This window comes from Stenotrophomonas sp. Iso1 (assembly GCF_027497995.1).
Taxonomy (GTDB): domain Bacteria; phylum Pseudomonadota; class Gammaproteobacteria; order Xanthomonadales; family Xanthomonadaceae; genus Stenotrophomonas.
Genome location: NZ_JAODBT010000002.1, coordinates 163,038 through 187,197, shown reverse-complemented (window position 1 = coordinate 187,197; position 24,160 = coordinate 163,038). Strand labels below are relative to the sequence as shown.

Here is a 24,160-nt window from a genome sequence, read left to right as displayed (position 1 = left end):
TGTAGCGGTTCGGCTCGCAGTGGCTGGGCGCCGACGAGGCGACTGCGGCAGCCGCCGCTCTCCGGTTTCCCGGAGAGGGATTTCAGCGCTACTCAGCGCTTCAAACGCTGCGTGCGCGCCAGCTGGTCGGCCATCGCCATCTCCAACTGCTGCTGCAATTCAACCTGCATCACCACGCTATCCAGCACGAACACCTTGACCCCGTGCGCCGGCACGTCGGTCCTGAGCGACTGCGTCACCGTCAGCGTGCCGCCGTCCAACGCATCGCGCCATTGGCCAGGCTGCAGGTATCGGCTCACTTCAAAGCGCTGCGTGGCGTCCCCCTTGTTCAGCAGCACCAACGCGGTCTGCGCCGTGTCGCCATGCTGTAGCACGCGGAAGAACACCGCTTGGTCACCGTGCAGACGTTCGTTGACCTGTAACCCACGCTGCAACGCCGGTGTCATTTGGCGAAGTTTCGAGATGCGTTGCAGCGGCGCGAAGATTGGGCTCTGCGGTGCCGCATTCACCCGCTCCTGACCGAAGTAGGCGCGATTGCCTGCGTGCTCGGCACGGCTACGCATGAAGCCGGTTTCCGAGCCGTAGTAAACCACCGGGATGCCGCGTGCGGTGAACAACCAGTTGTGCGCGTTGATGAAACCCGCGTCGGTGGCATCCAGTCGCGCCATGTCGTGGTTGTCGTAGAAGCTCATCAGGTCATACGGATTCGCATAGGGCCCGTTGAGCAGATGCAGCGGCTCGGACAACGCCTCAAAACCTTTCTGTTCCTTTCCGAAGGTGGCCGACAGCGCGCCACGCAGCGGGAAATCCAGCACGCTGACGTTGGCATTGGACGGCCAGGTGTGTTCGGCAATCTTGCTGGCGTCGTAATCGAACGCTTCGCCGAACATGAACATGCCTGGGTGCTGCGCACGGATGCGTTTGACAAACGCATGCCACCACGGATGCGGCAGCCAACCGATGGTGTCGATGCGCAACGCGTCCACGCCCTGCGCGGTCCACTGCAGATAGGCGCCGGTGAGGTAATCCATCACCGCTGGATTGTGTTCGTTGAAGTCGGACAACTCGGCCAAGTTGCCGTCGAAGATCGAACCCTTGCTGCCATCGACGGGACCGATGTTGTTGTAGAAGGTGTGCAATGGGTTGTGCTGGGGGTCGAGCTTGTCCGGCGCCAGGTTCTGATGGTCGGCGATGTGCTTGCCGTCCTTGTCGAAGATCTGCCCGAACTGGGGTTGCTTGACCGGCATGGTCCATGCCGGTGAACCATGGTTGCCTACGATATCCAGCACCACTTTCAACCCGGCATCGTGCAGGCCCTTGGCCAGCCCGCCGAAATCCAGGTCCACGCTGGGCAGGTGCTCGTCCAGTTTGTAGAAGTTGATGCCCCAATAACCGTGATAGCCGGTCTTGCCACGATCCGTCAGTGTGCTGGTGCAGTTGATCGGCTTGCTGCCGGTAAAGGCTTCATCCGGGTTGTCGATGATCGGCGTGATCCATACCGCACCGAAACCGAGGTCGCGGATATACCCGGCGTTGTCCAGTACACCCCTGAAATCGCCACCGAGGTAGCCGATATTGCCGTCGATCTTGTCCGGACACGGCACTGGGATATCGAAGGTGCGGTGCGCGCCGCCCTGATCACGATGATCGTTGCGGGTATCGCCATTGACGAAGCGGTCAGTGACCACGAAGTACACCGCATCACTGGCGAATGGCTCGGTGGTACCGATGTAATCCGGCCGGTTGCCGGCCCATGCCGCACTTGCGAACAGCACCAGTGAAACCGCGACAGACAAACGCATACGCATCACACCACCTCCGATTGCGACGGAACCCGCAGCACGCACACGCCCGCCACGAACAAACTGCAGCCACCCAACACCAGTACGTGCATCGGCACGCCGCCCAGCCAGGTGCGCAGCGCAAAGCCCAGCGCGCTTGCTGCAACCAGCTGCGGAATCACGATGAAGAAATTGAAGATGCCCATGTACACGCCCATCTTCGACGACGGCACGCTGTCGGACAGCAGGGCATACGGCAGTGACAGAATCGATGCCCACGCAAAGCCCACGCCGACCATCGACAACAACAGCCATTTGGGATCATTGATGAACATCAGTGAGATCAACCCCCCCCCCCCCAGCCACAGATTGATCAAGTGGCTCCAGCGCAGGCCGAGCCTGCGCACCATCAGCGGAATCACCAGCGCGGCCAGCGCGGCAAACCCGTTGTACGCACCGAACAGCACACCTACCCAATTCGCACCTTCGTTGTAGGCCGCCGATTTGGTATCGGTGGAGCCGAAGTGCGTGCCAGCCACCGCTGCGGTGGTGTAAATCCACATCGCGAAAAGAGCGAACCAGGAGAAGAACTGCACCCACGCCAGACGCCGCATGGTTTGTGGCATCGCACGCAAGTCATCGACGATGACGGCGAGCATGTGCGTACCCGGCAGCAACCGTGCCACACCCAGCAACATGCCGTAAGCCGCACACAGGCCGGCAAGCACATAGAGCATGCGGTCGCCCTGGCGCCAAGCGATCAGCGCAGCCAACAAAACACCCAGCACCAGCCATAACGCGATGCGGCCCCATTCCGGTGGACCTGCGACGCGCACGGTTGCGTGTGCCGCAGACGGTTCGGCATCGTCGAACGAGGCCAGCTCGGTCGGCGAATACTCACGCGTGCTGAGCACGGTCCAGGTGATCGCGGCCAACAGTACCGCCGCGCCGAAATAGAAGGCGTAACGCACCGTGTCCGGTACCTGCCCCGCTGCTGCGGTGTTGGCCACACCGAAGTGGGCCAGGAGGTAGGGCAGGAAACTGGCGACGATGGCGCCCACGCCAATGAAAAAACTCTGCATCGCATAGCCGCTGGGCCGTTGCCGGGGCGAGAGCTGATCACCGACAAAAGCGCGGAAGGGTTCCATCGATACGTTGATCGATGCATCCAACACCCACAACGTACCGGCGGCGATCCACAGCGTCGGCGAATTGGGCATCACCAACAACGCAAGCGTCGTCAGCACCGCGCCGATCATGAAGAACGGGCGACGCCGGCCCCAGCGGGTCCAGGTGCGGTCGGACAGATAGCCGATCACCGGCTGCACCAGCAGACCGGTCAACGGTGCGGCGATCCATAGCCCCGGCACCTCGTCCATCGAGGCACCAAGCGTCTCGAAGATGCGGCTTGCATTGGCGTTCTGCAGTGCAAAGCCGAACTGGATGCCCAGAAAGCCAAAGCACATGTTCCAGATCTGCCAGAACGACAACTGCGGTTTACTTTTCATCAAGCGCTTCCCCCCTCCGGGAATCACGGATGCGATGTGGCTGCGCGGTTGCGCTGGCTCATGGTAGAGGCGTGCTACGGGATGCGCATCGCCGGTGCATACGTATTCAGTGCGTGAATCACGGACCGCGCCCGCTGGCAGCTGGAATAGTGGGTGCAGCTACGCCCCCCGCCGCAGCGCCTGCCTTCTGTCCCGCCTCAAAGAGTTGACACCTGACATGGCCCAACCACGCCCTGCTTCGCCGATGTTCCGTCTGAAGATGGCCTTTGCATTGCTGCTGGTCGCTCTGCCCGCCGCCCATGCCGCCGACCTGGCCCACATCAGCTCGCCCGGCGACGTGCTGACCGTCACCATCCAATCCCAGCACGAAGGCCGCTTGGCCTACCGTGTTGAGCGCAAGGGCGAAGCAGTCATTGCACCCTCGCGGCTGGGCTTCCTGCTCAGCGACGGGCGCCTGGAACGCAACATCGTGCTGACCGGCCAGTCCCGCAGCAGCTTTGACGAAACCTGGGAGCAGCCTTGGGGCGAACGCCGCCTCACCCGCAATCACTACAACGAATTGCGCGCCAGCTTCGCCGAAAAAGCCGGTGGCGGTCGCAAAGACGGGCGCCGCTTCGACGTGGTGTTCCGCGTCTACGACGATGGCGTGGGCTTCCGTTATGAATTCCCACAGCAGCCGGCGATGCAGCAGGCACAGATCAACGCCGAGTTGACTGAATTCACCATCGCCCGCCCGGCCACGGCATGGTGGATTCCCGCCTTTGAATGGAACCGCGAGGAATACCTGTACCACCACACCCCGCTCAACCAGATTGGCACCGCGCAGACCCCGTTGACCCTGCGCAGTGACAACGGCCTGCATATCTCCATCCACGAAGCTGCCCTGGTGGACTACGCCGGCATGAACCTGGCCCGGGGTGACGGCGATGTGCTGCATGCCGCGCTGACGCCGTCCAGCAATGGCGCGCCGGTGGTGCGCACGCTGCCATTCAACACGCCGTGGCGCACCGTGCAGGTGGGTGAGAAAGCAGGCGATCTGGTCGAATCCAGTCTTATCCTCAACCTCAACGAGCCCAATGCAATCGGCGACGTGAGCTGGTTCACACCGGCCAAGTACGTGGGCGTGTGGTGGTCGCTGCATCTGGAAACCGAAACCTGGGCCACCGGCCCGAGGCATGGCGCCACCACTGCCAACACCCGTAGCTATATCGATTTTGCGGCCGCCAATGGCTTTCGCGGCGTACTGGTGGAAGGCTGGAATCCGGGTTGGGACGGCGACTGGTTCGCCAACGGTTGGGGCTTTGACTTCACCCGTCCCACAGCGGATTTCGACCTGCCCGCGCTGGCCCGCTATGGCGCCGAGAAGGGCGTGCACCTGATCGGCCATCACGAAACCGCCTGCGCGGTCAGCCACTACGAGCGGCAACTGCCGGCGGCGCTGGATCTGTATGCGCGCAATGGCGTGGACGTGATCAAGACCGGCTATGTCTGCGACGCCGGCGACATCCAGCGGCAGGACAAGATGCACGGCACGATCGTGCGGGAGTGGCACGAAGGCCAGTGGATGAGCAACCACAACGTACGCGTGCTGCAGCAGGCCGCCGCCAAGCACATCGCAATCAACTCGCATGAGCCGATCAAGGACACCGGCCTGCGTCGCACCTGGCCGAACTGGGTATCGCGCGAAGGCGCACGGGGCATGGAATTCAATGCCTGGGGCAACCCGCCCAACCCGCCGGGCCACGAAGCCACGCTGGTGTTCACCCGCATGCTGGGCGGGCCGATGGATTACACGCCCGGCATCGTCAGCCTGAAGGGCCGCAATGGCCTGCCGTTGCGCAGCACCTTGGCCAAACAGCTGGCGCTGTACGTGGTGCTGTACAGCCCGATCCAGATGGTGGCCGACCTGCCCGAGCATTACGCGCAGCACCCAGACGCGTTCCAGTTCATCAAGGATGTGGCGGTGGATTGGGACGAAAGCCACGTACTGAATGGCGAAGTCGGCCAATACGTCACCCTCGCCCGCAAAGCCCGTGGCGGGGATGCGTGGTTCATCGGCAGCGTGGGGGATGATCAGCCGCATACGCTGAAAACAGCGTTGTCTTTCCTCGATCCCAAGCGTCGCTACCGCGCCGAGATCTACCGCGATGGTGAGGGCGCCCACTGGGAAACCCAGCCATTTGCCTTCGTCCGCGAGACCCGAGACGTCCGGAGTACGGATGAACTGACGCTGCAGCTGGGCGCCGGCGGGGGTGCCGCGATCCGACTGGTGCCATTGGAGTGATGCGATAGGCGTCGCGAGCCGCTGCGTAGGCAGGAACGCAACGCAGCACTACCCGCAGTCCCGCAAATCGTCATTCCCCGTTTCGTGGGAATGACGATCTGAAATGACGGTTTGGCCGTTCCCCGAAGAACGCCCCGCGCTTCCAACCAGACCGGAAGCGGTTCCAGCATGCAATGCGCTACCGCAAAACGCATTGAATACGTATGCAGACCGGCGCCGCAGCGTTGCGCGCTGATTACCATGCGAGACATGTCGCAATCAGCCATATCACACCGGCGACAGTGCCCCGACACCACCTGGCACGCACAAAAAAATAATCCGACGACATTACCTGGGAGGGGAGAATGTTGGACATCAAACGCAATTTGTTGAGCGTGGCACTTGCTTCTGCGATCACGCTGACTGCCACCGGCGTGCAGGCTCAGACGGCAGACGAAGAAGCCAAAAACAAGGCCCAGGCCCAAGCAACCGACCTGGACACCGTCACTGTTACCGGCATCCGTCGCGGTATCGAAAGCGCCATCTCGGTCAAACGTGATTCCAGCTCGATCGTCGAGGCCATCTCGGCCGAGGACATCGGCAAGCTGCCGGACGTCAGCATCGCCGAATCCATCGCCCGTCTGCCCGGCCTTGCTGCGCAGCGCGTGGCTGGCCGTGCCCAGGTCATCAGCGTGCGCGGCCTGTCGCCCGACTTCGCCACCACCCTGCTCAACGGCCGGGAAATGGTCAGCACCGGCGACAACCGCAGCGTTGAGTTCGACCAATACCCGTCGGAGTTGATCAGCGGCGTCACGGTGTACAAGACCCCGGATGCAGGCTTGGTCGGCCAGGGCCTGTCCGGCACGCTGGACATGCAGACCGTGCGCCCGCTGAGCTACGGCGACCGCGTCATCGCGCTGAGCGGCCGCTATCAGAAGAACTCGTTGGGCGAAGCTGCTGGTGAAGACCCGTACGGCAACCGCATCAATGCCAGCTTCGTCGACAAGTTCGCCGACGACACCATCGGCTTGGCCATCGGCTACTCCCATTCGGAGATGTCCAAGCAGGAAAACCAGGTTGGCTTGTACGAGCCGTGGCAGGCCGTCGGTGATGGCTGGCGCCCGGGCGTGGATGCCGGCACCTACTATTCCGACGGCATCAAGGCGCTGCGCCGCACCGGCAAGGCCAAGCGCGACGGCGTGATGGCCACCCTGCAGTTCCGCCCCAACAACGCATGGACCAGCACGCTCGATGCCTTCTACACCAAGGCTAAGGAGTACGACACCGCCAACCAGATGGAAATCCATCTGGGCGATTTCAACGGTGGCTATGACCGTTTGAACGTGACCGACGCGGTCATCAATGACAACGGCAGCTTCGTCAGCGGCGTGGCACACAACGTCTACCCGCTGGTGCGCGGCATGTACAACCACCGCGAAGACAGCATCAAGGCCCTCGGCTGGAACAACGAATTCACCTTCGGCGACGTGCGCTTGGTGGCTGACGTCAGCTGGTCCAAGGCTGAGCGTGACGAGATCAACCTGGAAAACAACCTGCAGATGCTGCCGGCACCGCAGCTGGATTCGGTGACGCTCAACTACGGTGGCAAGTTCCCGCAGTTCACGCCGGGACGGGATTACTCCGACTACAACAATCTGTATCTCACCAACACCATCTACGGCTCGGGCTACGGCAAGACCCCGCATGTGGATGATGAGTTGAAAGGCTTCAAGCTGGCAGCGACGTTCCCGGCACCGGACGGCTTCACCCTGTTCTCCGATATCGACATGGGTATCAACTATGCCGACCGCAGCAAGAACAAGACCCAGGCCGAAGGCAACATCAACCTCGGCGCACAGGGTGACACCAGCATCGCCGCCGACCTGCAGTACAAGCCGGTGAACCTGGGCTTTGCCGGCGCAGGCTACATTCCCGCGTGGAATGTACCGGCCGCCGTCGCCCGCTACATGGTGTTCAACCCGACCACCACCGAGAGCTACCTGATTCCCAAGCAGTGGACGGTGGATGAGGAAATCACCACCACCTTCCTGCGCGCCAACATCGACACGCAGATCGGTTCCATTCCAGTACGCGGCAACATCGGCATTCAAGCCCAGCACGTGGACCAGTCGTCGAGCTCGAACTACTGGGATGGCTCGCAGCCGGTGGGCAGCCAGGTGATTCCGATCAACCAAGGCAAGAGCTACATCGACTTCCTGCCCAGCCTGAATCTCGCCTTCCAACTGCCGGCCGAAAACACCGTGCGTTTCGCCATGGCCCGCCAGGTGGCACGCCCGCGTGTGGATGAACTGCGTGCGTCGATGGAGTTTGGTGTCGACACCAGCACCGGCAAGCCCGGCGCCAGCGGCGGCAACCCCAATCTGGATCCGTGGGTGGCCAACGCGGTCGACCTGTCCTGGGAAAAGTACTTTGGCAACAAGGCATACGTAGCGGTCGCCGTATTCTACAAGGACCTGAAGACCTACATCTACACCGAGAAGCGCGACGGCTATGACTTCACCCAGCAGGTGGATGCATGGCTGGACGCCAACGGCATCACCCTGCCGCCGGGCCTGGTGGTGGACAAGACCGGCTTTTACACCGCGCCGTTCAATGGCAACGGTGGCAGCCTGCGTGGTGCTGAACTGACCGCATCCCTGCCGCTGGATCTGTTCTTCGAAAGCCTGAAGGGCTTCGGTGTGGTGGCCAGTGCCAGCTTCAACGACAGCAACATCAACATCATGCCGGACCCGGCGACCACCTCGAGCGTGGGCTCGGAGCCGATCATGCTGCCGGGCCTGTCCAAGCGCGTGTACAACTTCACCGCCTATTACGAAAACAGCGGCTTTGAAGTGCGTTTGAACCAGCGCAAGCGTTCGGATTTCATCGGCGAAATCGGCAACTTCAACGGCGCGCGCACCCTGCGCTACGTCAAAGGCGAGGACGTGCTGGACGCGCAGGTCGGCTACAGTTTCGCCGATGGCACGATGTTCAAGGGCCTGAGCCTGTTCCTGCAGGCCAGCAACCTTACCAACTCCAAGTACGAAACCTACGCAGGCAGCGAAGACCGTCCACTGGAAACCGTGGAATGGGGCCGTACTTACCAGGTGGGCGTGAACTACAAGTTCTGATCCGGAACCTGTTTTATGCGACACAAAACCCGCTGCCCAAGCAGCGGGTTTTTCGTTTCTGGCGACTGCACGATCACAGCTGTAACGGGCAAACAACGCGATTGAAGCAGCCAGACACCAGCGGTAGCGCGCAACCATGCTCCCCGCAACATCACCGAGCAGGCCCGATGCCGAACACAACTAGGCACTGCAGATCGGTGAACAGGGAGGCAGCGATGTGGAATCCAAACATGCCGCGGGAATACCACCTCCGGAATGCTGGAGTTTGAACCCACCCACAGCGGAAACGAGGGCAGAAGATGCAGCCTCCGGCCCGGGAGTAAAACGCTTTTCGAATGATCACGTGCACTGGGTACAGCTGGGTAGCCCAGGTGGAAACCGCACACGCGGGGTCTTACAAACCAGCGGAAACATCGCGAATGGCCCGGAAAGGAGTCGGATGCACGCAGCCTACGCGACCAACAAAAATGGCCTTTCGGACTTTAAGGCTTGGACTTTAAGGCTTGGGCTTTTGGGCTTTGGGCTTTGGCTTTGGCTTTGGGTTTGGGTTTGGGTTTGGGCTTGAGCTTGGGCTCTAGCTTTGGCTTTGGCTTTGATTTTGACGTTGGCTTTGGCTTCGTCCCTTCTCCCGCCTGCGGGGGAAGGTGCCCGAAGGGCGGATGGGGGGATCTCTCACTCTCGCCCTGGCTCTGGCTCTCGTTCCGGCTTTGACTTCAGCTCTGACTTATCGACAAAAAGCACCCTTATCAGCCCCTCTCATCTCACCCCGCCTTGCCGGAGAGTGGCTCACACAACAAGCAACGAAAAAGGGACGGAGATACGATCTCCGTCCCTCAATAAGGATCGCTTGCTTGGAATCAGCCCTGCCGCGCGCAATACACCGCATGCCCCGGCAGCACCAGCTCATCGCCATCCACATGGCCGGCAACCGGCCCCGGCAATTCCACCATTTGCCACTGTCCTGCGGGCAACGCATGCCTTACTGGCTCACCCGACAAATTGAACGCCAGCAGCAACACGTCATCGCCCAGGCTGCGCTCAAACATCAACACCGGCTCGGCGCTGTCGACGAAGCGAATCGCGCCTTCCACCAAGGTTGACTGCGTCTTTCGCCACGCCAGAAACGCGCGAAACGCCTGCAGCACCGAATCACTCATCGCTTCCTGCGCCTGCACGGACATTGCGCGGTGCTCGGCAGGAATCGGCAGCCACGGCTTGCCGCTGGTGAAGCCGGCCAACGCGGCATCGGTCCACGGCATCGGCGTGCGGCAACCGTCGCGGCCCTTGAAATTCGGCCAGAAAGTGATGCCGTATGGGTCCTGCAGCGCCTCGAAAGGCACATCGGCCTCGCCCAGCCCCAGCTCCTCACCCTGATAAATGCACACCGAACCGCGCAACGAACACACCAGCGCTGCCAACATGCGCGCCAGCTGCGGGTTAGCCGGATGGCTACCCCAACGCGTCACCGCACGCTGCACGTCATGGTTGGAGACCGCCCAGCACGGCCAGCCGTCCAACATGGTGGCTTCCAGCTTCTCCACCGTGCTGCGGATGTACGCCGCGCTGTAGTCATCCACCAGCAGCTCGAAGCTGTAGCCCATGTGCAGGCGGCCCGGCGCAGTGTATTCGGCCGTGGTGGCCAGCGAATCTTCCGAAGAGATTTCGCCCAGCGTCACCGCTCCCGGGTACTGGTCCAGCAAGGCGCGCAAGCGCTCCAGGAAGCCGATGTTCTCCGGCCGCGTGTTGTTGTAGTAGTGATACTGGAACGCATACGGGTTGTCCGGGCTGAAGCCACGGCCCAGCCGCTGGTCTTCCGGCTTGGGTGGGTTGTCACGCAGCTGCGCGTCGTGGAAACAGAAGTTGATCGAATCCAGACGAAAACCATCCACACCGCGATCCAGCCAGAACTGCACGTAATCCAGCGTGGCCTGCTGCACCGCCGGGTTGTGGAAATCCAGGTCCGGCTGCGACGACAGGAAGTTGTGCAGGTAGTACTGACGGCGGCGCGGCTCCCAGCGCCAGGCCACGCCACCAAAGATCGACAGCCAGTTGTTGGGCGGCGTGCCGTCTTCGCGTGCATCGGCCCACACATACCAATCGGCCTTGGGGTTGTCGCGGCTTTCGCGGCTTTCCTTGAACCAGGCATGGTCCACCGAGGTGTGGCTGAACACCTGGTCGATCATCACCTTCAGGCCCAGCGCATGCGCCTTGGCCAACAACCGGTCGAAGTCGGCCAGATTGCCGAACAGCGGGTCGACATCGCGCTGGTCGGCGATGTCGTAGCCGAAATCGGCCATCGGCGACTTGAAGAACGGCGATACCCAGATCGCGTCTACGCCCAGCGAAGCAATGTAATCCAGGCGCTCGATGATGCCCGGCAGGTCGCCTACCCCGTCACCATTGGTGTCCAGGAAGCTGCGCGGATAAATCTGGTAAATGACGGCACCACGCCACCATGAAGTCTTCGACATTGACCGCCCCCTCCGGGCTTCATTGCCCCCAAAGGGGCCACAAAACGTATGCCGGCCAGCTTAGCGGTGGCGCTTTGCCGGTGGTGCTGCTTGCATACGTATTCACTGCCCCGGGCCCAATTGCCAGCCCTCTACGCCAGTCTTTCACCCGCACCGCCTATAATCGCCCGGTACCCCAAGAAGCAACCGTATGAGCCTCGTCGAAGACCTCCGCCCCGCGCTGGGCCTGCCCGCCATCCAGACCCTTGCTGCACCGGACATGGCTGCCGTCGATGCCCTGATCCGCCGACGCCTGTCCTCCGACGTGGTACTGATCAACCAGATCGCCGACCACATCATCTCCGCCGGTGGCAAACGCCTGCGGCCGATGCTGGTGATGCTGGCCGGCCATGCGGTCGGTGGCGCCGGCCCGGAGCACCACCAGCTGGCGGCGATCATCGAGTTCATCCACACCTCCACCCTGCTGCACGATGACGTGGTCGACGAGTCGGACCTGCGCCGCGGCCGCAGCACCGCCAATGCTTTGTGGGGCAACGCCCCGAGCGTGCTGGTCGGCGACTTTCTGTACTCGCGCAGCTTCCAGCTGATGGTCGAGCTGGACCGTATGCCGGTGATGCAGATCCTGGCCGACACCACCAACCGCATCGCAGAAGGTGAAGTGCTGCAGCTGCTGCACGTCCACAACCCGGACACCGACGAAGCGGCCTACCTGCGTGTGATCGAGCGCAAGACCGCGGTGCTGTTCGCTGCAGGCACCCGTCTCGGCGCACTGGCTACCGGTGCCGACGAAGCCGTGCAGCAGAAGCTGTACGACTACGGCATGAACCTCGGCTACGCCTTCCAGATCGCCGATGACGTGCTGGATTACTCGGCCAATGCCGACGAACTGGGCAAGAACCTGGGCGACGATCTGGCCGAGGGTAAGGCAACACTGCCCTTGATCCATGCGATGGCGCATTCCGATGCGGCCATCCGCGAGCGCCTGCGTGCGATTGTGCAGGACGGCGACGCCAGTGCCATGCCGGAAGTACTGTCTGCCATTCACGCCACTGGCGGCTTGGAATACAGCCGCAAGCGCGCGGTGGAGTATGCCGACGCCGCCGAACAGGCCTTGGCTGGCCTGCCAGAGTGCGATGCAATTGCCGCTTTGCGCGGTTTGGCCCGCTACGCCGTCGAGCGCAGCCACTAAGGCATGGTGATGCCCAACGGCTTCAGCGATGAAGAGCGCGCCGTATTGCTGGCGGTGAAAGGCGTCGGCAACACCGTGGTGGCCCGGCTGGAGCAGCTGGGCTTCCACTCACTGGCTCAGCTGGCCCAAGCCCAGACCGTGGACATCGTCACCCAGGCCTCGGCCATGCTCGGCAGCAGCTGCTGGCGCAACAGTCCGCAGGCACGCGCAGCGATCAGCGGCGCTATCGAAGCGGCACGTACGAACATCCAGCGATAGGCGCCCTGTAGAGCGGCGCCACGCGCCGCTGACGTTTTACCGGGAAAGACCATTACTGAGCATCGGTGTCGAGCGCGGCGGTGTCCGCACTTGCCACGCCTCAATCAGCGGCGCCGTTGAGTACCCGCATCGGTATCAACCCAGGCGCCCGGCGTTGCCGAGGTCAGCGGCATGGACGCGCCCAACATGACGTGCCATGGCCGCGGAGGCGGCACTGGATCACTCAGCGCACCCTCGACAGGGAGGATGCCTGCACATCCTCAAAGTCCGCAGCACTCTCCATCGTTGGATCAAGAACCCTAAAAAGCCCGCGGCCTTCAGGCCGCGGGCTTGGTTTCAGCGGAGGCTGTCACCCCTGCGTATCACCCTGGCAATCTCACACGGCTTACCAACTCATACCGGCACCCGCCGAGACGCTCTGGTCGCTGCCGCTGAAGGCGCCACCCAACGAGACAGATACGTTCTTCTTCTCGCCCAGAATGCGCTGATAGCCCACCGCCAGTGCGGTACGCCCGTTCTGTGAGCCAACACCAGCACCGATGCGATTGTCACCGGCCAGACCGGCCGTGTTGATCGCCATGCCCGCGTAGGCCGCACTGATCGCACCCATCCGATCCAGACGCTTGTCCACCGCGTTGAAGCGACCATCGGTGTACGCACGCTCGGCCTTGAAACGGTCATCCATCTGCTGCAGGTTGACCGCGTCAGTGGGGCGGGTACCGGCAGCCACATTGCTGATGACGCGCTCATTGTCCAACGAGCCCATCGAGACTTCATTGTCACGGTCGGTCGTGGAGCCAGCACCGAGTGCGACCGAATTGCTCCCCGAGGCCTGCGCATCCTTGCCGATGGCGACCGAGCCGCTACCGGAGCTATCGCTATCCTCGCCGATCGCAATCGAACCTTCGCCGCTTCCAGACCACGTGGTCGAGCCCTCGCCGCTGCCCCCGATCGAACCTTCAGCGATACCGCCCTCAATGGTGCTGACCCGACCATCCAGGTTGTCCAAGCGGCCTTCCAGCTGCTGCTTCATGTCGTACAGCTGGCCGCCATTGATCGCCTCACGGCTACCCAACCCAATCAGGCCACTGGCCACGTTGCCCAGCACGGTTCCATTGGTGCCACCCAGAGTGGCCTTGGCCAGACTGCTGTCGTCATAGGTCAGCACACTCAGCACATCGCCACTGACCGGATCAATTGCACCGGCTGCGCGCAGCTGCGCCATCGTCACCACATCACCGTCATCCTTGCCATTGGCCACCCCGCCCACACGGCGTTTGCCTTCTGTGCCCCGCATATCCACGGCTTCACCGCCCTTGCCAGCGGCGACCTGCACGTTGCCGGTGAGCGCATCAAGGGTCACCAGACCGGCAGCACCACTGGACAGGTTGGTCACCTGCTGGTTGAGGCTGACGAGATCACCCTCGGTGACGGTTACCCGCGCATCCAGGTTGGAAATATGGGTCTCTGCGTCGGCCACTCGCACGTTGGTTTCATTCAGCTGCGAGCCGTTCACCGCCTCATCGCTGCCGTCCTCTACCGTGCCACCAATCACACCAGCCAGAACGCGGTTACCGTCGGCGCCCGCAATACTGACCTGCTGCCCGCCCTGCAACGCCGCCACATTGACCGTGCTATTGGCCGCGTCATACACGACGATGCCGGCTGCACCCGAGGACAGATTGTTGACCACCGTGTTGAGGCTGGTGATATCACCCTCGGTGAGCGTCACCCGGCCATCCAGATTCACCACATCACCCTGCACCGTGGCGATGTTCCCTTCGGCGAGGGTCACGCGCTGGTTGGTGTCGTTCAACTGCGAACCCGTCGTTGCCTCGGTGCTGCCGGCAGCAATCGCACCATCCTGAAGACCCGTCAGGGTGCGCGTGCCATCAACACCCGCGATGCTCACCCGTGAACCACCCAACGCCGAAGCCACATTCACGGCACCCGCCGTGGCGTCGTAGGTGACGATTCCGCCGCCACCTGAAGCCAGATCACCCATCTGCTGGGTCAAGTGGGTGATGTTGCCTTCGTTGACTGTCACGCGACCATCGAGGTTGGTGGTGCTGGTTTCATTGATGGTCACGCGCTGGTTGGTGTCATTCAATTGCGAACCCGTCATTGCATCGGTACTGCCGGCGGCAATGGCGCCGTCCTGCAAACCCGACAGTATGCGCAGGCCGTCGGCGCCCTCAATGTTCACCCGTGAACCGCCCTGTGCCGCTGCCACATTCACCGCGCCGGCCGTGGCGTCGTAAGTAACGATGCCATCGGTACCCGAGGACAGGTCACCGATCTGCTGGGTCAGGTGGGAGATGTTGCCTTCGTTGACGGTTACGCGGCCATCGAGATTGGCGATGTCGCCCTCGTTGGTGGTCACACGACCGCCGAGGTTGGAGATAGTGGTCTCATTGGTGCTGACACGGCCATCAAGGCTCACCACATCGTGACGCATGTTGATGATGTCCCCTTCGGCAGTAGTCACGTGCTGGTTGGTGGCGTTCAACTGCGAGCCCGTCGTTGCCTCGGTGCTACCGGCTACAAGGGCACCATCCTGCAGACCCGACAGAGTGCGCGCCCCGTCGGCACCCTCAATATTCACCCGTGAACCGCCCTGCGCCGATGCCACATTCACCGCGCCAGCCGTGGCGTCATAGATAACGATGCCATCGGTACCCGAGGACAGATCACCGATCTGCTGGGTCAGATGGGAGATGTTGCCTTCGTTGACCGTCACGCGGCCATCGAGGTTGGAAATCCGCGTTTCGTTGGTGCTGACACGGCCGTGAAGGTTGGCGATGTCCGCCGTATTAACGTTGGTGCGGCTATCCAGATCGGTCAGCGCGGCACCCACGTTGTTCACGGTGGTGCCGCCCACACTGAAACTCGGCGCCGTGATGCTGCCATCGGCAGCCACACCGGCACCGCCGCCCAGCCCGGAGGCGATACCTCGGAGCTGACCGATGTTGGCCGCGTCCGTATTGGCAGCGCCCGCCGCAAGATGGGTAATGCGGTTGTTGCCGAAGCTTGCGGCCGCATTGAAGGTGGCCGCTCCGAGGATGAAAACACCAGCATCCCCTTTCAGTTCCAGCATGCCCATCCTGGTTCCAGTAACGCGCGCGGTGCTGCTGAGGAAGCCAGCAGCACCAAATTCGTTTCCGCTGTTGTTGAGGGAAAAGGAGTTTTCACCCGTATTGCAACTCAGGTTTGTGCCTGTCGTGGCACCCGAACCAAACGCGTACCCCGCACCGTCGCTGCCCGGACACAACTCCAAACCACCGTTACCGGTGGCTTGCGCATATGCGGACTCCGCCATGACACCTGCTGGCACGATGAGCGCTACTGCCAAGGCCGAAGCAAGTCGGCTACGACCCGTTCTCTTGCCGCGCGCAGAGGCCAACTCATGCGCCACGGCCCACGTGCCCGTTGAGAGATTCCAGATCAGTTTGTAGATAGCGTTCATGCGTTGTAATTTCCGTTCAAGTTTTTTTGCAGTAATGCATTGCGTAAGAAACGTTCGGTTTTAGGCACAGGATTTGCTGCACGCCGCCAGGTTCCGAGGACCCGGCCCGAATGAATGTGTGGAAACGTCGCCGCTGGCCAAATACATGGGCCAGGCCAGTTCACAGCCCTCTTTGCGGCGGGGGTTAAGGTGCGGTGGAACCGCAACCCGGAGATCAGGCAGGTAGCGCTGATCCGTCCCTGATCGATGCAGGGACGGCCACCGGCATAACCAACGCCGGCATGCAACATGGCCGGCAAAATGGAAGAACGCTGCATGACATTTCCCCGCGTCGTAGTGACTTCAGCGAAGCCTTCTCCGCGGGTCGCGCAGAATCACTCACCCTCCCCCGACCAGCTATAGGACGAGTCCTAAACGGGGTGATGTACGCACCGGTTTGGGGTTGCGCGCAGCGCGGCATCGCCGACGCGATCCCATTCACTTCGCTCTTGAGAGCTGCGAGCTCGCCGTCATTCACTCACCGACCGCATCAACGCAATGTTCATTCTTTGAACACAACCATCCAGTCGCGCGCCTACCGATACATCGCAGTACGAACGGATTGCGGTCGCAGCGTTGTCGACCTCGGCATGACGCTTACCGGATGTGCGGACCTCGTCCATTGATGTGCGCAAGCCGAGAGGGCGTTACGTGTTCAACGCGAATTACTGAAAGCGCAAGCGAAAGTGCGCCACTTGTTTTTGCTGATGCGTTGCTGATGCCCACGGCGTTGCAGCCAAATGGTGCGGCATTGAATGAGCGGACTTTGCGTTGGGAACACCCGACGTCATCGGTGCGGAAGACGCATTCCGTCCGGACCGTGGCTCAGTATCCGGGGGAACTACCGGGTCTTCTCGACGCGCTCCAGCGCAATGCCCGTTGCTGCCACAGCTCGCGCTTTAAGCCAATGGCATGACCGTCATATCGAGAGCACTGATCACCCCAGCGCTCCCACTCCTTCTTGAGCATTGCTTACCGCATCGGCGTTTCGTCCACGCGTGCGATGCATACATTGCCGCTAGCGAAGGCAGCGGCCTGTCAAGGCTCTTAAGTGGACATACCGCGACCGTTGGCCTCAGTAATGAAGGACGGCGCGTTGTGTGTCGCCAAGGGGGCTTGCCACTATGGTTTCCCGGCTGAAACAGCCGGGCTTCGCCATCCACAACGGCGCATGTTGATGGCCCGGCAGGTTCTCCGATAGAGCGGAGCCATGCTCCGCCAAAGCATCATTCGTCGGTTCCTGCCGAGCACCGCTGGACACTCCCGTCATATCAATCGCCGAGGCGCTCTTCCAGAAAGTTGTCCATCATCTTCCAGGCGCGTTTGGCTGCGCGCGGGTCGTACAGGCAACCCGGCGGACTGTTGGCATCGGATTCGGCGAAACAATGCACCGCGCCACTGAAATTGACGAATTGCCAGTCCGCACCAGCAGCATCCATCTCCTTGCCGAATGCTGCGATGTCCTCGCCAGTCACGCCCTGATCGGCTGCACCGTTGAGCACCAGCATCGGCACTTTGCCGGTACCCGCTGCGGCCGGCGTCGGCGTGGAAAGACCACCGTGCAGACTCACTACGCCTGCCAGCGGCATGCCCGCGCGTGCCATTTCCAACACCGTGGTACCGCCAAAGCAAAAACCAACCGCCGCGATATGGCTGGCATCCAACGGCGTCCTTCCCGCCTGCGCCTTCAATGCCTCCAACGCTGCGCCAGCGCGAGCGCGTAGCAATGCGCGGTCATCGCGCAGGGGTTTGGAAGCCGCAGCGGCCTCGGCGTTGTCCTTGGGCCGCACGTTCTTGCCATAGACATCGGCAACCAGCACCACGTAATCGTCGCCGGCAATCTGTTCGGCCTTGGCAACCGCCGATGCGTTGACACCACGCCAGTTGGGAACCATCACCACGCCCGGGCGGCGTGCATCGCCTTCATCGTCATAGACCAGCACGCCGCTGTAGGTCGCGCCATCGTGCTGCCATTCCAGCGGGCGCTGCTGCATCTTGGCCCACGCCGGCAGTGCTGCCGACACGCACAACGCCATCACTGCCAACTGCCACTGTCGAGCTGCTCGCATGGGATTGCTCCGGTTTGTTGGGTTTGGCTGGAGTCTACGGCTAAAAGCCTCCCCTCACCCCAACCCCTCTCCCGCATGCGGGAGAGGGGCTAGAGCACCCTGAGTCGACGCATTGTTAAGCCCCTCTCCCGTTCACGGGAGAGGGGTTGGGGTGAGGGGAAGCTTCTCGCTAAAGAAACCCAAGCCTCACGCCACACCCAATCCCGGAATCGCACTGATGTTGTCCGGATCAAACCCTGCCAGCTCGGCGAAGTGGCGACCGCGCGCCACATAGTCTTTGTACGCACCAAAGCTCGGCGCCCCCGGCGACAGCAACACCACGCCACCTTCCGCGCCCAGTGCTGCGCGCGCCAGTTCCACCGCATGCGGCAGATCACCTGCGGCATGCAGCCCGAACCGGCCCTCATCGGCCAAGGGCTGCAGCAGCGCATGAATGCGCGGCCCATTGCTGCCCATGGTCACAATTTCCATCGGCGCGTTGTCGCGCATGTGTTCGCTGAAGTCATGCCAATCCAGCCCGCGGTCGTGCCCGCCGACCAGCAACGCAATCCGCTGCCCGGCAAAACAATCCAACGCGGCAAGCGAGGCATGCGGCGTGGTGCTGATTGAATCGTTGACCCAACGCAGACCATCTCGTTCGCCCAGCATCTGCAGACGATTCGGTAGCGGGCGGAAACTCTGCACCGCCGGTGCCAACGCCACGGCATCCAGGCCGAGCGCCTCCAGTGCAGCCAACACCGCACATAGATTGCCGCGATTGTGGCGGCCTGGCAGCGGCGTATTCGAGGTATCAAACACTGCCTGAGCGCCGCGATGCACGACCTCGCCCACCATGTGCCAACCGTCAAGCTGGTTGAACCATACGACTTCACTGTGTGGCAGCTGCAGTGCGCGCAGATGTTCGTCAGCGGCATTGAGCACCGCCACGCGCGGATGGCTGCCGGTCACCAGCGACAGTTTGTCGTCGATGTAACGTTGCTCGCTGCCGTGCCAATCCAGGTGCTCTGGGAAAATATTCAGCACGATGGCCACATCCGGGCGCGCACCGCTGCGCGCCACTTCGCCGGTCTGGTAGCTGGACAGCTCCACCGCCCAGTATTCCGGTGCCGGCTGCGGTGCCAACACTTCCAGCAACGGCAGGCCGATATTGCCAACCAAACCGGTGCGATGCCCTGCTGCGCGCAACAAGTGCGCCAGCAGCGATGTGGTGGTGCTCTTGCCCTTGGTGCCGGTCACACACACGGTGTTGGGCAGGTTGCCGTTGGCATCGGCGTGTTCGCTGAACCACAGCGAGGTGCCACCAATGAACTGCGTGCCCTGCGCCATCGCTTGCTGCGCTTCAGGCTTATACGGACTGATGCCGGGCGACTTGATGACCACATCGAACGCGGCCAGTCGCTCCCCTGTCAGCTCGGTCTCAACCTGCAAGCCGGCATCGCCCAAGGCTGCAACTTCAACGGCCTCGGCAACCGAACAGAACAGGGTCAGCCGTGCAGGAAAGCATTCCGGCACTCCCGCATTCTTGCTGCCACGTTCCCGATCACGCAGTGCGTGATAGGCCGCACGGCCCTCACGGCCCCAACCCCACAGTGCGACGCGCTTGCCTTCAAGCTGCGAAATTCGCACGCAGACGCTCCCACAGTGCGGACGGAATGCGGTGCTCGCCATCGACGACCATCAATGGTTCGATCTGCAGTTCGTCGGCCGAAAGCGTTGGCTGGATCAAGCTGGCGAAACGCTTCACCAACACGTCTTCCTTCCACTCCGGCCGCGCCGCAAGCGTCGCCATCGCGGCGCGCGATTCTTTCCCTTCGCCCACGCATTCGAACGGTTTGTGGTCCTGGAACTCCAGCAGTGCGTCGTAGCCGCCGGCCTGTTCGCTGTCATCCAGCAGGTTGCGACCAAAGATGCGCACCAACCGGGTTTTGGGCATGAACGGGGCCAGCGCCAGAAACACGAAATGGCATTTCGGGCAGACGCCGCACCAGCGGTTCACCGGGCGCTCGCCGAGGATATGGAAGTTGCGGTTGCAGCTGGAGAAATGCGCGTCGTAGAAATCGGTCTTGGCGAACTGGCGGGCAACGGCCAGCTCCGACAAGGGCCGCAACAGGGAGTAGTAGTTCAGGTCAGCCGCGACGTGCCGCTGCACGTACTCGCCAAATGCCTTCTCGAATGCCCAACCCTTGGACCACTGGTGATTGACCTCGCCGGTACCGGCGATCTGGCTGCCGTAGCTGGCCGAACGCTCGTTGGAGAACACCACCTGGTCCATGCCCTGCACCAGCGCAGCCAGCACCATGATGGCCGAATTCACAGCGGTCACCGGGATATGGCCGTTCCACGCGCCTTGACGGTTGAGCTCGAACAACTCCGGCGCCAGCGTGCGGCCGATGTTGAGTGTCGGCAGGCCAGTGCGCTCGGCGCAGGCACGGATCAACTGCGAGCCGCCGATCCAGGTGACGGTTTCCGCCACATCGGCATTGCGCAGCGCTTCGATGCTGACCAATGAATCCTTGCCGCCACCGATGGCGACGAGGGCGTGATGGGTGAGACCAAGCGCAGGCGTCTTGCTCCCCTCTCCCGCTTGCGGGAGAGGGGTTGGGGGTGAGGATGCATCAGTGACCGGCAGCTTGAACCTGCCACGCAGATTCAAGCCGTTGCGATATGCAAATTCGCCCAGACCGTTGAGATACACCTCTTCCACCAGCGCGGCCGTCTCAGCGTCAATCGCATAGCTGTCGATGCTCACCTGCTCCGGCACCGCCGCCTTGTAATAGCTCACGCCCGCGATCAGGTGCAGCACTTGCAGCGCACGTTGTACCGCTGCAGCGCGCTCGCCTTCCAACCGGAATGGCGCACCCGGCACGGTGACGGTCTCGGTCAGTTCCGGGCCGTCGTCGAAGGCGTAGACCAGCCGTGCCACGCCGGTATCGGCAGCGAAATCGCAGCGGACGAAGCGGAAACGGGAAACCTGGTTTTTATCAAAAGCTGTCATGGCACATCCGGGAAGCAGGCAAGCCGTTACGCGCGAACGCGCAACGACAGAGGTTTTCGCAGGGAACGGACATCATCACGCATCAATGATGTCCTCGCGCGGCAAAGCGCGCTGGTTATAGGTACTGGCCATGCTGAAGCCATAGGCGCCGGCATCGGCGATCAGCATCACATCGTCCGGCGCGGTCGTGGACGGCAGCTTCACCCGCTGCGCGAACACGTCGCTGGATTCGCAGATCGGGCCAACCACGCTGAAATCAACGTCGCGCGCATCGTCCAACCGCGACAGGTTGGCGATGTCGTGCCAGGCGTCGTACAGCGCTGGGCGCAGCAAGGCGTTCATACCGGCATCCAGGCCCACGCGGCGCACGCCATCCTTCTCCACCACCTGGGTGGCGTGGGTCAGCAGCACGCCAGATTCGGCCACCATGAAACGGCCTGGCTCAATGGCCAGCTGGAACGCGGGATGCACGGCCTTGATCTCGGCCAGACCCGCAGCCCAGGTGTCCAGATCAAACGGCTCGTCATCGTCGCTGTAGGGCACCGGCAGACCGCCGCCGATATCGAGGATTTCCACACTGCCGATGCGGCGCGCGAAGCCTGCCATTTCATCGACCATCTGCTTCCAGTGGCCGCTGTTTTCGATACCGCTGCCCAGGTGCGCATGCACACCGGTAATGCGGATATCCAGCGCGCGGGCAGCCGCGATGAACTCATCCACGCGCAGCGCGGACAAACCGAACTTGGAATCCTTGCCGCCGGTGTTGACCTTCTTGTGGTGGCCATCGCCATGGCCAAGGTCGATACGCAGCCACAGCGCGCGGCCACGGAACACCTCCGGCCACCGCTGCAACAGCTCGACGTTGTCCACTGTGACGGTAACGCCACGCGCCAGCACGGCCTCGTATTCACTGATCGGCGCGAAGCTCGGCGTGAACAGTACGCGCTCGGCCGGCATGCCCGGCACCGAGGCAAACACCAGCTCGACTTCACCCTGCGACACGCACTCCAGGCCAAAGCCTTCGGCGGCCAGCGTGCGCAAAATCTCTGGATGCGAGTTGGCCTTGATCGCGTAGTAACGGCGGTCGATGGCGCTGATCGCCTTCAGCTGGCGTGCGCGTTCGCGCACCTTGTCCAAGTCGTAGATATAGGCCGGCGTGCCCTGTGCAGCCAGCGCCAGCAGCTTCTGCCGCTTGGCCGGTGCCTGCCACCACGGCGTCTGCCGCGGGCGGATGCTGCCGATGATTTCGCGCCAGCGCGGGCCGAATACCTGCTCTTCGTAAACCGGCATGGCGCCGCTGTCGATCAGCTCGCTGTGCAGGATCGGCAGCAGGCCATCGGCATCGGCTTCGTCGATCACGAAGGTCAAATTGAGGTCATTGGACGACTGCGAAATCATGTGCACGCGCTCTTTGCCGAACGTGGCCCACACGTCCGAGAGCTTGTACAGCAGCGAGCGCATGCCGCGGCCGACCAGGGTGATGGCCGCGCACGGCACAATCACCTTCACCTTGCAGATTTCTGACAGGTCCGCCGACAGCGCGGCCAGCACGTCGGTGTTGACCAGGTTTTCGGACGGATCGAGCGACACGGTGACGTTGGTCTCGGCCGAACCGATCAGATCCACCGACAACCCGTGCTTCTTGAACAGGTTGAACACATCCGACAAAAAGCCGACCTGCTGCCACATGCCGATGCCTTCCATCGACACCAGCACGATGCCGTTGCGGCGGCTGATGGCCTTTACGCCCGGCACCGGCTCGGCGCTGCCGTCGATGCTGGTGCCCGGCATGTGCGGGCGCTCGGTATCGAGGATGGCCATCGGTACGCCGGCATCGCGGCACGGCTTGATCGAGCGCGGGTGCAACACTTTTGCACCTGTGGTGGCGATTTCCTGCGCTTCGTAATAGTCCAAACGGGTGAGCAGGCGGGCGTCCGGTACATCCTTCGGATTGGCGCTGAACATGCCCGGCACGTCGGTCCAGATTTCCACACGGCTGGCACCCAACAGCGCACCAAAATACGCGGCCGAGGTATCCGAGCCTCCACGACCGAGGATGGCGGTACCACCGTCGTCATGGCGGGCGATGAAGCCCTGGCTGATCAGCATGCGTGTGGGCTGTGCCGAGAAGCGCTGCTTGAAGCCCGCCTCGCCCTGCCATTTGCAGTTCACCGACAGGCGCTGCGACCACGCGGTCTGGTTGGGTGCGGGCGGCAGCGCATGCAGCCATTGCCGCGCATCCATCCAGCCGAAATCCAGACCGGTGCTACGCAGGTAGGCCGCACCAACACTGGACGAGAGCAGTTCGCCCTGGCCCAGCACTTCGGCCTGCCAGTCGAGCGGCCGGCTTTCCGCACGCGGGTCATCCAGCAGCGCCTGCAGCGCGGCCAGACGATGTGCCAGCACCTCTTCGCCCAGCTCCAGCTCGGCAAGAAATTCGTTGTGACGGGCCACCAGCGCGGCGACGCGCGCACGGCTGTCGGCGGCGCCGTCGGCAATGGCAGTCAACTCGTTGGTGACACCCGAAAGGGCCGACACCACCACCAGCACGCGACCACCGGTTTCATCCGCCCGTTTTTTCGCCAGTTCCCCGATCGTGTTCCAACGATGACGACGGGACACCGAGGTGCCACCGAACTTGAGGACGATCCAGCGATCAACAATTGGGGAAGCGGACATTGGCTTTGGGGGTTCACTAGTGGAAGAAAGACCCGGCAATGCGGGCGGAACTCCCGATTCTATGCCAAGGCCGCGCAGGCCGGACCGCTGATTTCGGGCGATACCATCGTCGCCCGGCCCCTTCCGGGGCGGAGAAAGTAGCACTTGCAACGAATCGGGTCATCTTTGACGGTAGATGAACCGACAGCCGTCGGTTGAAAGCCTCACCCACGCAGGAATGACGGCTCATTTATCTGGGAGACGGCCCCCCAAATCCGGCCCTCCCTCTCCCCCCACTGACGACATTTCCGCCCCGCTTCCCTAAGCTGGCC

12 protein-coding genes are annotated in these 24,160 nt (G+C 62.4%); 4 read left to right on the top strand and 8 right to left on the bottom strand.

Features of this window, described 5'->3' with window-relative positions; all coding sequences use genetic code 11:
* Positions 1 to 92 precede the first annotated feature (92 nt).
* Both PAN08_RS09810 and PAN08_RS09805 read right to left on the bottom strand, forming a co-directional pair.
* Positions 93 to 1,808: an alpha-amylase family glycosyl hydrolase gene (locus tag PAN08_RS09810; RefSeq protein ID WP_269791339.1), complete on the bottom strand. Its 1,716-nt coding sequence runs from the start codon at positions 1,806 to 1,808 to the stop codon at positions 93 to 95.
* Positions 1,808 to 3,289: an MFS transporter gene (locus PAN08_RS09805; RefSeq protein ID WP_269791338.1), complete on the bottom strand. Its 1,482-nt coding sequence runs from the start codon at positions 3,287 to 3,289 to the stop codon at positions 1,808 to 1,810. The genes PAN08_RS09810 and PAN08_RS09805 overlap by 1 nt, the downstream gene beginning before the upstream one ends.
* Positions 3,290 to 3,548: 259 nt before the next feature.
* On the opposite strand from PAN08_RS09805, the gene PAN08_RS09800 reads away from it, so the two are divergent.
* Together PAN08_RS09800 and PAN08_RS09795 are read left to right on the top strand one after the other, a co-directional pair.
* A complete protein-coding gene (locus tag PAN08_RS09800; protein ID WP_269791889.1) occupies positions 3,549 to 5,573 on the top strand; it encodes a glycoside hydrolase family 97 protein in 2,025 nt (674 codons plus the stop codon).
* A gap of 344 nt (positions 5,574 to 5,917) precedes the next feature.
* The gene (locus PAN08_RS09795; protein ID WP_269791337.1) at positions 5,918 to 8,683 is read left to right on the top strand and encodes a TonB-dependent receptor; all 2,766 of its coding nucleotides are present in this window, start codon (positions 5,918 to 5,920) and stop codon (positions 8,681 to 8,683) included.
* A gap of 857 nt (positions 8,684 to 9,540) precedes the next feature.
* Here PAN08_RS09795 and PAN08_RS09790 read toward each other — a convergent pair.
* Positions 9,541 to 11,154, bottom strand: a complete 1,614-nt coding sequence (locus tag PAN08_RS09790) for an alpha-glucosidase (RefSeq protein ID WP_269791336.1) — start codon at positions 11,152 to 11,154, stop codon at positions 9,541 to 9,543.
* A 190-nt stretch (positions 11,155 to 11,344) separates the two neighbouring features.
* On the opposite strand from PAN08_RS09790, the gene PAN08_RS09785 reads away from it, so the two are divergent.
* Positions 11,345 to 12,343, top strand: coding sequence for a polyprenyl synthetase family protein (locus tag PAN08_RS09785; protein ID WP_269791335.1), 999 nt, complete (start codon positions 11,345 to 11,347; stop codon positions 12,341 to 12,343).
* A gap of 9 nt (positions 12,344 to 12,352) precedes the next feature.
* Positions 12,353 to 12,601, top strand: a complete 249-nt coding sequence (locus PAN08_RS09780; RefSeq protein WP_269791334.1) for a helix-hairpin-helix domain-containing protein — start codon at positions 12,353 to 12,355, stop codon at positions 12,599 to 12,601.
* A gap of 385 nt (positions 12,602 to 12,986) precedes the next feature.
* On the opposite strand, the gene PAN08_RS09775 is transcribed toward PAN08_RS09780, so the two are convergent.
* From PAN08_RS09775 to PAN08_RS09755, 5 genes are all read right to left on the bottom strand, one after another.
* Positions 12,987 to 15,698, bottom strand: coding sequence for a YadA-like family protein (locus tag PAN08_RS09775; RefSeq protein WP_269791333.1), 2,712 nt, complete (start codon positions 15,696 to 15,698; stop codon positions 12,987 to 12,989).
* A gap of 1,679 nt (positions 15,699 to 17,377) precedes the next feature.
* Positions 17,378 to 18,175, bottom strand: a complete 798-nt coding sequence (locus tag PAN08_RS09770) for a dienelactone hydrolase family protein (RefSeq protein WP_269791332.1) — start codon at positions 18,173 to 18,175, stop codon at positions 17,378 to 17,380.
* A 186-nt stretch (positions 18,176 to 18,361) separates the two neighbouring features.
* Positions 18,362 to 19,801, bottom strand: a complete 1,440-nt coding sequence (gene murD / locus PAN08_RS09765; protein ID WP_269791331.1) for a UDP-N-acetylmuramoyl-L-alanine--D-glutamate ligase — start codon at positions 19,799 to 19,801, stop codon at positions 18,362 to 18,364.
* Positions 19,782 to 21,170 (bottom strand): UDP-N-acetyl-alpha-D-muramoyl-L-alanyl-L-glutamate epimerase, encoded by a 1,389-nt coding sequence (gene murL / locus PAN08_RS09760; RefSeq protein ID WP_269791330.1) that lies wholly within the window; start codon positions 21,168 to 21,170, stop codon positions 19,782 to 19,784. The genes murD and murL overlap by 20 nt, the downstream gene beginning before the upstream one ends.
* A 75-nt stretch (positions 21,171 to 21,245) precedes the next feature.
* Positions 21,246 to 23,849, bottom strand: coding sequence for a bifunctional aspartate kinase/diaminopimelate decarboxylase (locus PAN08_RS09755; RefSeq protein ID WP_269791329.1), 2,604 nt, complete (start codon positions 23,847 to 23,849; stop codon positions 21,246 to 21,248).
* Positions 23,850 to 24,160: the final 311 nt, after the last annotated feature.